Origin of the sequence: Asticcacaulis sp. DW145 (genome assembly GCF_037101385.1) — a bacterium.
GTDB lineage: Bacteria > Pseudomonadota > Alphaproteobacteria > Caulobacterales > Caulobacteraceae > Asticcacaulis > Asticcacaulis currens.
Genome location: NZ_AP029025.1, coordinates 1,330,530 through 1,342,519 on the forward strand (window position 1 = coordinate 1,330,530; position 11,990 = coordinate 1,342,519).

Annotated in this window: 9 protein-coding genes; 4 read left to right on the forward strand and 5 right to left on the reverse strand. The window is 62.0% G+C overall.

What is annotated here, in order from left to right; translation table 11 throughout:
* Window positions 1-169: 169 nt before the first annotated feature.
* Window positions 170-1,324, reverse strand: a complete 1,155-nt coding sequence (lldD, locus tag AACH73_RS17215) for an FMN-dependent L-lactate dehydrogenase LldD (RefSeq protein ID WP_272742407.1) — start codon at window positions 1,322-1,324, stop codon at window positions 170-172.
* Window positions 1,325-1,471: 147 nt separating this feature from the next.
* Here lldD and kduD point away from each other — a divergent pair, with 147 nt between their 5' ends.
* Together kduD and AACH73_RS17225 are read left to right on the forward strand one after the other, a co-directional pair.
* Window positions 1,472-2,233, forward strand: a complete 762-nt coding sequence (gene kduD / locus AACH73_RS17220; protein WP_272742408.1) for a 2-dehydro-3-deoxy-D-gluconate 5-dehydrogenase KduD — start codon at window positions 1,472-1,474, stop codon at window positions 2,231-2,233.
* Between the two features lie 40 nt (window positions 2,234-2,273).
* Complete coding sequence (locus AACH73_RS17225) at window positions 2,274-2,882, forward strand: LacI family DNA-binding transcriptional regulator (RefSeq protein ID WP_272742409.1); 609 nt, start codon at window positions 2,274-2,276, stop codon at window positions 2,880-2,882.
* 128 nt (window positions 2,883-3,010) lie between these two features.
* Here the strand turns inward: AACH73_RS17225 and AACH73_RS17230 are convergent, their stop codons facing one another.
* Both AACH73_RS17230 and AACH73_RS17235 read right to left on the reverse strand, forming a co-directional pair.
* Window positions 3,011-5,659, reverse strand: a complete 2,649-nt coding sequence (locus AACH73_RS17230; RefSeq protein ID WP_272742410.1) for a TonB-dependent receptor — start codon at window positions 5,657-5,659, stop codon at window positions 3,011-3,013.
* A 75-nt stretch (window positions 5,660-5,734) separates the two neighbouring features.
* Window positions 5,735-7,393 carry a hypothetical protein gene (locus AACH73_RS17235; protein WP_272742411.1) on the reverse strand — a complete coding sequence of 553 codons (1,659 nt, stop codon included), beginning with the start codon at window positions 7,391-7,393 and terminating at the stop codon, window positions 5,735-5,737.
* Between the two features lie 513 nt (window positions 7,394-7,906).
* Between AACH73_RS17235 and AACH73_RS17240 the strand changes: the two genes are divergently transcribed.
* Both AACH73_RS17240 and AACH73_RS17245 read left to right on the forward strand, forming a co-directional pair.
* Window positions 7,907-8,959 (forward strand): SIS domain-containing protein, encoded by a 1,053-nt coding sequence (locus AACH73_RS17240; RefSeq protein WP_272742412.1) that lies wholly within the window; start codon window positions 7,907-7,909, stop codon window positions 8,957-8,959.
* Window positions 8,960-9,008: 49 nt separating this feature from the next.
* Entirely contained in the window at window positions 9,009-9,680 is a 672-nt protein-coding gene (locus AACH73_RS17245) for a DUF1345 domain-containing protein (protein WP_272742413.1), read from the forward strand.
* A gap of 424 nt (window positions 9,681-10,104) precedes the next feature.
* Here the strand turns inward: AACH73_RS17245 and AACH73_RS17250 are convergent, their stop codons facing one another.
* Both AACH73_RS17250 and AACH73_RS17255 read right to left on the reverse strand, forming a co-directional pair.
* On the reverse strand, window positions 10,105-10,779 hold the full coding sequence (locus AACH73_RS17250; RefSeq protein ID WP_338735972.1) for a hypothetical protein: 675 nt from the start codon (window positions 10,777-10,779) through the stop codon (window positions 10,105-10,107).
* A 399-nt stretch (window positions 10,780-11,178) separates the two neighbouring features.
* Entirely contained in the window at window positions 11,179-11,460 is a 282-nt protein-coding gene (locus AACH73_RS17255) for a hypothetical protein (protein WP_338735973.1), read from the reverse strand.
* Window positions 11,461-11,990: the final 530 nt, after the last annotated feature.

Here is an 11,990-nt window from a genome sequence, read left to right on the forward strand (position 1 = left end):
TGACTAGATCATTATGATTTCTGGTAGAAACATGATGATCTAGATTTTTGTTTAGCCCCTCGCCGGGCGGCGGCTGCGCCGCCTTGGCCGCCGCCTCAATGGCGGCTTGAGCGGAATGATTCCATTAGAAATCATTCCGCTCTAAAGGATACGCCCGCCCCCAAAATTGTCAATCTTTGACAGTCATGCCCCCCGGCACCAGACACTGCGGGCCGATTTCGCGGATCGACTTGACGCCGGTGAGCGCCATGGCGACGCGCATTTCCTTCTCGAACAGGCTGAGCAGGTTGGAGACCCCCGCCTCCCCCCCGGCGGCCAGGGCATAGATAAAGGCCCGGCCCAGCAGCACCCCGTCGGCCCCCAGCGCGATCATGCGCACTACATCAAGGCCCGTGCGGATACCGGAGTCGGCCAGAATGGTCAGATCGCCCTTCACGGCGTCGGCAATGGCCGGCAGCGCCCGTGCCGAAGACAGGACGCCATCGAGCTGCCGTCCGCCGTGGTTGGACACCACAATGCCGTCGGCGCCGAAGCTGACCGCATCCTTGGCGTCTTCCGGGTCGAGTATGCCCTTAATGACCATGGGGCCCTTCCAGAAGTCGCGGATCCATTCCAGATCCTTCCACGAGATCGACGGGTCGAAATTGGCCCCCAGCCAGCCGATATAGTCGGCCAGACCCGTGGCCTTGCCGAGATATTTCGAGACATTGCCCAGATCGTGCGGCGTCCCCATCAGGCCGACATCAAAGGCCCAGTGCGGGTGCGTCACCGCCTGCCACAGGCGGCGGATTTCGGCGTTCGGCCCGCTCATGCCCGAATGGGCGTCGCGGTAGCGCGCCCCCGGCACCGGCATATCGACGGTGAAGACCAGCGTGCGGATACCGGCCGCCCAGGCGCGTTCCAGCGCGTTCTTCATGAAGCCGCGATCTTTCAGCACATAGAGCTGAAACCAGATCGGCTTGTCGCACCTGCCCTGCACTTCTTCGATGGGGCAGACGCTGACGGTCGAAAGGGTCAGGTTGATGCCGGCCTTTTGCGCCGCGCGCGCCGCCTGCACCTCGCCGCGCCGGGCATACATGCCGGTCAGGCCGACGGGAGCCAGAACGATAGGCATGGACAGCTTTTCACCCAGCAGTTCCGTCTCCAGACTGAGCGACGACACGTCCTTCAGCACGCGCTGGCGCAGGGCCACGTCGCCAAGGTCCGATACATTGCGCGCCAGTGTGCGCTCGGCATAGGCCCCGCCGTCGATATAGTGAAACAGGAAGGGCGGCAGCCGACGCCGGGCGGCTTCGCGGTAATCGGTCGAGGCGGAGATGATCATGGCAGACTCAGCAGGCGGAACGCAAAGGATGGAAAAGCAATATCTGTTGCTCTAGCATGGGGCCAAGCCCGATGACAATGCGTGGACAATCCCGTTCAATCATCATAGATCAAAATTAATCACGCCCTTTTTTACTCAGGAAATGCCATGTCCGCTGCCTCGATGTTCGACCTCTCCGGGAAAACCGTGCTGATCACCGGAGCCAATCGCGGACTGGGGCAGGGCATGGCGCTAGCTCTGGCCGAAGCCGGGGCCGATATCTGCGCCGTCGGCTCGTCGGGGGCGGACACCACCGCCGAAAAGGTCACGGCTCTGGGACGCCGGTTCCATTTTATCCGCGCCGATCTTACCTCCATTTCGCCGGTGGAGGATATTATCACCGAAACTTTGCGCGTCATGGGCGGGCTCGACATCCTCGTCAACAATGCCGGGTCGATCCGCCGTGGCGACGTCACGGAATTTACCGAGGAAGACTGGGACGCGGTGATGAACCTCAATCTCAAGACCCTGTTCTTCATGTGTCAGGCCGCCGGTCGCCACATGATCGCACAGGGCCACGGCAAGATCATCAATACGGCCTCCCTCCTGTCGTTTCAGGGCGGCATCCGCGTCCCCTCCTATACGGCGTCGAAGTCGGGCGTGGCCGGGATTACGCGGCTTCTGGCCAACGAATGGGCGTCCAAAGGCCTTAATGTCAACGCCATCGCGCCGGGCTATATGGCTACGGAACTGACCGAAGGGCTGCAAAGCGACCCCGAACGCGCCAAGGCGATTCTCGACCGGATTCCCGCCGCCCGCTGGGGGACGCCAGAAGATTTGGGTGGCGCGACGGTTTTTTTGGCCTCCCGCGTGTCAAATTACGTAAACGGAGTTATTATCCCCGTTGATGGGGGCTGGCTGGCGCGCTGATGCGTCTGTTCCGGACCCATCCGAACCCCTTGAGGAGACAATGACCACAGAGACTCTTTCGACCACCGCGCCGCTCAAGATGGCCGATATCGCCCGCATGGCCGGCGTCTCGGTGTCCACCGTTTCGCGGGCCCTGGCCGGAAGCCCCCTGATCCCGAAGCCGCTGCGTGACAAGATCGCGGCGATTGCCGAGGAACATGGCTACGTCGTCAATCAGGCCGCCCGTAACCTCCGTCTGAAGCGCACCCGCACCATCGGCCTCGTCCTGCCCGACGACGGCGACCGCAAGCTGCGCGACCCGCACCTCTTGAGCATGATGGGCGCCCTCACCCAGGCCGTCTTCAAGCGCGGCTATGAGCTGCTGGTGCTCAAGACCCCGGCCAAGCGTCAGGGCGCGCTGAAGGACCTTGTCCGCTCGCAGCGCTTTGACGGTATGCTGGTCCTGCCTGACACGGCGGCCAGGGATCAGCACGAGGCGCTGAGCGACCTCGCCCGCTACTACGCGCCGCTGGTCGTCTGGGGCCGCCTGCCGGACCAGAGCTATTGCGGCGTCGAAGCCTCGACCGCCACGGACGAAAACGCCGAGGAGATGGTCGATCTGCTGTTCCAGCGCCTCAGCGAAGACGAAAAAGCCAAGGCCGCGAAATAGTCTCCGTTCCCCCGACACTGTCGGGGGTTCAGTGACCTTCAAGATAAGAAAAAAGCCCTCCGGATCACTCCGGAGGGCTTTTTTGTCAGTAGCAAGAAGGCTGCCCGGCGAACCGGACGGCCTCTTTTTTAGAACTGCGTCGAAAGGCTGACCGAGACCGACGTGCCCGGATCGTAGCGATCGACATAGACGCGCTTGTCGTTGATCGTCTGATATTCCTTGTACTCGGTGCCCGTCAGGTTACGGGCCTCAAGCTGGAAGTTCAGGCCGCGACCAAAGGCGTCGAAGCCCTTGCGCCACACGAAATCGACCTGCGTGCCCGGCTCCTGCATGATGTCAGGGTCGCCGACAATGCCCGAGCCGCGCACCGAGATACGCTCGCTGACGTAGGTGAGCAGCAGGGTCGCCTGCGACTTGGCTTCGCTGTCTTCCCAGCCGAACTGCACGTTGGCAAGGTGGTCAGACTGACCTTGCAGCTTGGCGCCGTCCTTGATGTACAGGCTGGCCTCGACCGGCTGGAAGGTGGTGCGGCTGAAGGCGATCTTGTCGCCCGTCTTTACCTTCACGCTGGAGTCGGTGAAGGTGTAGTTGGCCTGCACCAGCCACTGCTTGCTCTCGAAGAAAGCGCCCTTGATGGGGCTTTCGAACAGGCCCTTATAGTCCACTTCGAAGCCCTGAATATTGGCCTTCGGGGCGTTGACGAAGGTCTGCTGGAGCTGAGTACCGGTCGAGATGGTTTCGACGGGCTTGTCCAGCGTCTTGTGAAACAGACCGGCGGTCAGGTATTCGCCCGCGCCGTAATACCACTCATAACGGGCATCGAGGTTGGTGATCTCGGTGTCCTTCAGCAGCGGGTTACCCGTGTACGAACGGTCGCTGTCGGCTTCGCGGAAGGTCGGCTCGGCCAGTTCGCGGAACTGCGGGCGGCCGATCGTCTTGGACGCACCAAAACGCAGTTGCATGTCGTCCTTGAAGTTCCAGGTCACCGTACCCGACGGCAGGAGGTAGGTCTCCTTGATCTGGGTAGAGGCACGATCCGGCTTGGTGTTCGTCTGATAGAGGAAGCGCAGATCGTTGCGCTCCTTGCCGACTTCGTAACGCAGACCGGCAGCGACGCGGACCAGCGGAATGACTTCCAGATCGGTCTTCACGTAGTAGGACGACACGAACAGACCGCCCTTATAGGCTTGCGGCGAGTCTGAACCGGTTTCCCACAGTTGCAGGAAGTCCGGGCGGATATTGTAGTCGGAGAAGAGGTAATCAATGCGGGTATATTTGGCCAGCGAGTCATTAACCGACTTGAACTCGAAGGCGCGGCGCTGATAGTCGCGCTGGTTGTCGAGCACCGAGACGCCCGCCATCAGCTTGCCATCACGCCCTTCGCCGAGGCTATAGTCCCAGGTCAGGTTGGCCCCCAGATACTTCGCCACGTCCTTAAGGTTAGAGAAGGCCGTTTCGTTACCGCCGCCGTTACGCAGGTCGGTGAAATAGAGGCCCTTCGTCGCCGCGTTGGAGGTATCCAGCGTGTAGTTGATGAACTTGTCATACGGCGTGTCGCGCACGGTCACGGCGTAGGAGGCCGTCCAGTCCAGCACCAGCTTCGGCGTCAGAGCGTGCGTGCCCGTGATCTGGCTCAGGCCCAGTTCGCGCTGATACCAGCCGGTACGGTCCTTGCGATAGAAAAAGCCGTTGGAGTTAAACCCGTCACGGGTAGCTGCGAACTTCGTCGTCTTGCGGATATACATGCCCGTCCACTTCAGGGTGTGGGCACCGTGGGTATAGCCGAGCGACAGCAGGCTGTTCAGCGAGACATTATTGGCCGTGTTCTGATAGTCATCCTCGTAATGGATGCCGTCCTTTACCGACCAGTTGTTGGAGAAGTCGGCCACAGCCACAACGCCGAGCTTGCCACCCAGAACCGTATAGGTCTGCCCGGCGCTGCCGTTCACACTGAAGTTCGGGGTGGGACGGCCGATTTGCAGCAGGTTGAGGTCGGCATTGGTGAAGGAATGACCGATCTTTTGCAACTCGCTGGTCGCGCCCGCGCCCGTCGCCGGGTAGTTGTTCGGATTGACCAGCTTGCCCTTGGCCAGCGCATCGCGCAGCGGGTCCGGCAGACTGCGGGCCCCGTCGTCATAGCCCAGCCAGTCGGTGGCCGAACCGAAATAGGTAACGGTCTTCTTGCCGGTCGTTTCGCTGTTGTACCCCGTGCCGATGCCGAGGCTCAGGAAGTTGTCGCGCGGCAGGGCCACGGTCTGAAGATCGACGACACCGCCGCCGAATTCACCCGGATATTCCGCCGAATAGGTCTTTTGCACCGAGACGCGGCCCAAAAGCGACGCCGGGAACAGGTCGAGCGGCACGACGCGTTGCAGCGGCTCCGGCGACGGCAGCGGCGCGCCGTTCAGCAGGGCCGAGGAATAGCGCTCGCCAAGGCCACGCACATAGATGAACTTGCCTTCGACCAGCGACAGGCCTGCGACGCGCGTCAGGGCGGTGGCGGCGTTGTCGTCGCCGGTGCGCTTGAGGTCTTCGGACGTCAGGATCGAGGTGACTTCCGCCGTGCGCCGCATGGTCTTGGGCAGGTTCTTGCCGCGCACGACGACTTCGGTGATTTCGTTGGCCGGGCTGGCGTTGGAGTCGCCGGTGGCGGCTTCCGCCGGTTGGTCGGCGGCCGTCTGGGCCTGGTTTTGGTCTTGCGCCACCGCGGCGTTGACAGCCGCCAGAGACGTCGTAGCCATCAGCAAGGCGCCGAGGGAGAGAGTTTGCAGTTTCATGGGATCAACCTTTGCTGAAGGACTTGGAGAGCAGAGCGCGTTGCGGCGGGGTTTCCCCCGCCGCGCTTGCGCCTGCTACTGGCAGGACTTCTCGCCAGTGCCCATGCCGCAGGTCCAACCCTTGTACCAGTTGTCGCTGGCGTCCTTCACGGCACCGATATAGGTCGGGTTGGTGAAGAAACCGAGGTTGTTGTTGGCCGCGTCGTTGAGGATGGTCGGGTTGGTAACCGGGACGGCGTTTTCGGTCGCGCCGTTGATGATGTCATTGGTCAGGGTCGTCGTCGTACCGATCGAGTTGTTGGTGACGGTCGGCAGCAGAACCGAGGTGACCGAAGACACGCGGGTGATGTTACCCGTGTTCCACAGGGCTTCGGCCTGAGCGACGGTCGGCAGGGTCTGACCGGTGTTCGAAGCCCCCGACTGAACGCCAACCGAAGCGATGCCACCGCAGATGCCCATGACCGAGCGGAAGGCGACCTGCGCAATCACCGTGTTGTCGTCCTGCACCAGCAGGCAGTTCGACGACGGGCTGGTGGTGCGGATGATGGAGTTCATCAGCAGCAGACCCGTGCCGGTGTCGAGCTTCAGCGCCTGGGTGTTGAGGGTGTTCTTCATGATGATGGTGGCGTTCGACACCTTCGGATAGGTGAACGGGCGCAGGGTGCCGGTGTTGACCGCCGCCGAAGTCGGGCACATCGAGCGGATGCCGCCGTTGCCACCCTTGTTACAGGACATTTCGAAGGCGAAGGAGCCGTTCGAGCTGCGGGCCGCCTGCAGGGCGATCATCCACTGCACCGAACCCGACCAGGTGTTGTCGGTGTCGAACTGCTCATCGTCGTTGCCGACCAGCACGAGGTGCTTGGCATTGACCGAGCCGCCGAAGAATTCGACGCCGTCGTCCGACGAGTTATAGACCTGCACGTAATCGATCGTGGTGCCTGCACCGACGCCGGCCAGGGTGATGCCGTTCAGTTCCTTGCCCACATCGACCTGATAGCCGGTGTAGCGGACCTGCACGTACTTCAGGGTGCCGGAGTTGTCAGCGAGGCTGTTGCCGCCAAAGTTCAGGCCAGCCACTGCTTCGAAGGTTGCACCGCAGTTGTTGAAACCGTCGAGATTGGTCGGAACGGCGTCGGTGGCGCAGGAGTTCGAGGGCGCGCGGCCAAGAATGACCAGACCGCCCCACTCGCCGATCGAGTTCGCGGTCGAAGCGCCGGTGACGTTGTTCTTGGAGGTGAAGATGATGGGGTTGGTCGCCGTACCTTCGGCGAAGATTTGCGAACCGCGCTGAACCGCGATGTAGTCGAGACCCGCCGAACCGAAGACGGTGACGCCCGGCTCAACGGTCAGGACGCCGCGACGCGCACCGGCGATCGGGGCGTTCACGTTCGGACCCATGTCCTCACCGACGCTGACGCGGCCCGACACCGAGTAGATGACGCCGTCGAGCTTGGCTAGCGTCAGGTTGCCGGTGATGGTGGTCGGCAGCTGGCAGTTACGGGCCTGAGCGCCGCCGGCGAGCGTGATGACGCCGATATTGTCGGTGCCGGTCGGGCACGAAGCGGCCGCCACACCCGAGGTGCTGGAAGAAGACGACGAAGACGAGGACGAACCGCCGCCGATCAGGACGCCTTCGCCCGGCGAAGCAACGTTGTCGGCACCGAAGCAGCCCGCCAGAGCGACAGCCGCGGTAAAGCCCAGAAGACCCAGGCGGAATTTCGTGGAAGTGTTCATTTGCATCTCTCCAGACCAACGCAGCGGCGCGTTGGGGAGGCCCCCTTCTGAACACGCCCATGCCATTAGTCGGCCTTATAGGGAGGCTGTGTGACAGAACGCACAAACTTAGGTGACGGAATTGTGTAACTCCGAAAACCGCCGCCCCCACCCGGCGAAATCGCGCGCAATGCCCTCGTTTTGTGTCTTTGCGGACACATTCTCACCTGTCAGGCGTCTTACGGGCAGGCGAAGGGCAAAAAAAGGGAGTGGCCGCCGGGGGAAGGCAGACCACTCCATAGGGGCCGGGAAGGTTGAGGGAAGACCCGGTTACGTCTGCCAAACTGACACAATCACAGCCCAATGACAATATTGGTTATGACCTTTAATTGGCATTACCTGACGATTTAGGCCGAAAACACCGGGCAAAAGTTACAAAACATGCCCGTTTGCGATAAGGGTTGCGTCAGATGGCCAATGATAGTAATACCAATATACGATATTGGTATCAAAAAACTGTAAGGAACCGCCCGCATGTCCCTCGCTTCCGTCACCGCGCCGCTGGATGAAACCACGACTCTGATGTTCCGCGAGGCAGCCGAAGGGGGCGACGCCGTCGAACGCTTCCTGACGCGCAATGCCGGGACTTTGAGCCGCATCGCCGCGCGCCTGAAGGCCCAGCCGCCCAGGGCCGTCGTCACCTGTGCGCGCGGTTCGTCAGACCACGCCTGCACCTACGGTAAGTATGTCATCGAGACCCTGACGGGCGTGCCGGTCAGCTCCGCCGCCCTGTCGGTGGCCTCGGTCTATGCCGCCCCGGTCGTCGCCGACGAAACCCTGTGCATCGCCGTGTCGCAGTCGGGCCGCTCGCCCGACCTGCTGACCGCCGTTGAAGCCTATAAGGCGGCAGGGGCCTTCGTCGTGGCGCTGGTCAATGATGAAACCGCGCCCCTGGCCACCCTCGCCGACGAAGTCCTGCCCCTGTGCGCCGGACCGGAACTGTCGGTCGCCGCCACCAAGTCGTGCCTCGCGGCGCTGGCCGGGTTTGCCGCCCTGGCCGCCGAATGGTCCGGCGAAGCCGCCCTCAAGGCCGCCGTGGCCGCCCTGCCCGCCCAGATGCGTCAGGCCTTCGACCTCGACTGGTCCGCCGCCCTCCCCGCCCTGACCGCCGCCAGCAACCTCTTCGTCATCGGCCGCGGCTACGGTTTCGGCGTGGCGCAGGAAGCGGCCCTGAAGCTCAAGGAAACCTGCGCTCTGCACGCCGAGGCCTTCTCGGCCGCCGAGGTGCGGCACGGCCCGATGGCCATCGTCAATCAGGGCTTCCCTGTGCTGGCCTTCGCCACCTCCGACACGGCCGGCGACGGGGTGCGCGACGTGGCCGCGGAATTTGCCGGACGCGGGGCCGCCGTGTGGCTGGCCGACACCACGCCGGGCGCCTATACCCTGCCCGCCCTGGCCGCCGAGCCCATCCTTGAGCCCATCCTGCGCCTGCAGAGCTTCTATCGCCTCGCCAACCGCCTGTCGCTGGCGCGTGGCCTCAATCCCGACAGCCCGCCGCACCTCAACAAGGTAACGAAGACGGTTTAAGCCCCCTCCCCTACTGGACATTTTCCGGCGGGCGGTCATAGCATTGTCTATGACCGCCCTTTCCTTTGTCCGCACCCTGCGTACCCGCCCGTGGCTGAGCCGCGCCATCGCCCTCGCCTTCGGGCTGGGCACGCTTCTGGGCACCCTCACCGACCTGCGCCTGTCGCAAAGCGTGCTGGTCGCGTGGAACAGCGCGGCCCTGTTCTACCTCATCGCCCTCGCCCGGCTGATGATGACCGCCAATACCGCCGATATGCGCCGTCGCGCCGAAACGCAGGATGTCGGCAAGTGGACCATTCTGGGCCTTACCGGGGCCGCCATCGCCGTCTGCGTCGTCGCCATCGCCAGCGAACTGATCGCCGCCCACGACGAAACCGGGCTCAGCAAAGGCCTCGACCTCGCGCTGGTCGGTGCCACCATCGTCACCACCTGGGTCTTCGTCCACACCACCTTCGCTCTGCACTACGCGCACGCCTACTACATCGCCATCCGCCGCGCCGAGCCCCCGCCCCTTAAATTCCCGGATGCAGACTGCGAACCGGACTATCTCGACTTCGCCTATTTCGCCTTCATCATCGGCACCGCCGCCCAGACCGCCGACGTCTCCGTCGCCTCCAAAGCCATGCGCCGCCTCAATCTCGGCCACGCCGTCTTCGCCTTTTTCTACAACACCACCATCCTCGCCCTGTGCATCAATATCGCCGCCAGCCTGCTGGGGTGAGTTGGGTTTCGGGTTTGGGTTTTGGGCAAGAGTAAGAATCCGGGGTCAGTTGACCCCGGACCCCGGATGTCGGTGCGCGATTGCTTAAGACTGAGTGTGAGGTGGGGCAGGTTTAGCCACGAAAAGCACAAAAAGCACGAACGCGAGCCTGTGGCACAGGCCTGCGCCTGACGTATCAAATGCTGTGTTTTGCCACGCAAGATTTATAGAAACCACAGTTGACACAGATTTCACAGATTATCCGTGTCTGTGTCACGCAGAGGCGCGTAGCGCCAATCTGTGCCATCTGTGAAATCTGTGGTTCAAAACCTTTCGGCGCGCAGCGCCCCTCACTCGCGCAGGCCGCACAAAGGTCAGGCCCCTGCGGGCCAGGCGTTTCAGCACAAAGAGGTTCGTGGCGTTCGTGCCGTTCGTGGTGACTCCTTCACCCCGTATCCAGCGGGAACAGATCAGGCCACAACAGGTTGAGATCCGCGCGGCTAAACTGCTTGAGCCCTTTCAGGATCGTCTCCCGCGTCTCGCCCCTGGCATAAAAGGCCCTGAGCCGGTCACCGTGGATGATTTCCACATCCTCGTCATGGATCAGACCGAAATCGTGGTACGCCAGCAAGGCATCTTGCGGCCGGGGGATGGCCACTGTGTTCAGGACGCGCTCACGCAAGGCCGCCTCCTGCGGCGTCAGGGGCCGCGAAGGCGGCTTGGGCATCCGAGGTTCGCGTTTAGCCTCCGCCGGCGGTACGGACGCGGGTTGAGGTTTGGCTTCGGGATGTGGCTCGGTCCGGGCGCGCGCCACGGCCCTCATCCGTTCAATCTGCGCCTTGAGTTCACCGACGGGATCGCGGTCCAGCCAGTGGCCGGGTTCGTCGGGCGTATTTTTCAGCTTTTGATTGTCAACGGAGGCGATGGGGAGCCTATGGGCCTGCGTCTCGGACGCGTCGCAGCGGGCATAGAGACGCTCGATCATCAGCGCCGTGCGGACACCCTTGGCGACCTCGTCCGGCGTTTCGGGCGCGTCCATCGCGGTCAGGGCCCTCAGCATCCGGTCCACATAGGCGCGCAAATGCGCGCGCCGCTGTTCCGGGGTCAAAGGGGCTGCCATGTCTGTCGTCTCGGTCATGCGCCCAAGGGTAACCGCGCTTTTTCCGGTGGGGATAGATTGGGTGCATTTACCAGTAGCGCAGAGGCGCGGGCCTTGCCGACTTTTCAGAATGTCGTGTCGTTGAAGTTAGGGAAGGCCCCCCACCCAGCAAGCTGGGGAGGTATGATCGAGATTTCGCGCCCGCCATCTAGCTATCGGATAGCCTTCAGCTAACTGCGTTGATATTTAATAATATCTTTGACTTGGCTCTCCTCTATACACACCAAATCGGCCATTTCGGCGATGGTAATGTCGGGACGCGCGCGGCGGAGGTCTTCGACGGTCCACAAGAGTGAAGGAGCCATATAGTCCAAAAACCGGCAGGGCCGACTAAGCGCCCTGCCCGTGCGTAAAACACCTTCATAGGTTAGCCAACGCTGCGGCCACTGGAATGACATCCTCATCCGCCACGGCCAGACATTCGCACGTAAGGGCCGGGCGCAATTGCGCCTCAAGCTGTTCGCGCATGTCTTCGACCTGATTGCGATCGGCATAGTTCATTTCCAGCAGCCTGAAATGAAGCTCTGCCCCTAAGGCTGTGCTGAGCGCGGCTTCATAAGCATAGACCCAAGCCTCAAAAGCCGAGACGGAGGTGTCGCGACGGATAAAGCGCCAAAGGGCACTATTGATCTCTTTGTCCAAGCGCCCCTCCCCGTTCCGGGTGCAGGGGCCGTGCCCCTGCCCGCCGGAGGCTCTTTACCAGATACCCAAAAGATAGCCAAAGGCTATCTTGTATTCATTCAATAACTTATTGAGATGAAACCTCATTCAGCCACTGCGAGGTGTCATCACAACCGGAGGCGGATAGCTACCAACTATCCGATATATATCCGATAGCGACGCGAAAGCTATGTACAGGCTATCGGCTGGATTTCGGCTAGCTATTAACTTTCCGTTAGCTATTGGGAAGCTAGGCTATGGCTAACCGAAAGCTAACAGACAGCAGTCCGTCGTCAAGCTGAGGGCTTTCGGTGAGATAGCCGGTGCCTATCGGGCGACTTTCGCACAGCTTTCCGTTAGCTGCCGGAGGCCTTCCGTCTGGACCCTGCGTCAGAATCGGCGCACCAACAGAATTAACACTTCATTAACCTTTGCGCAAAAGGTGCGCGCTAGCCGGTGGCTATCCGATAGCTTGCCGTTCGCGCGTCAAAAGCCAGCACGAGGAACCTGAC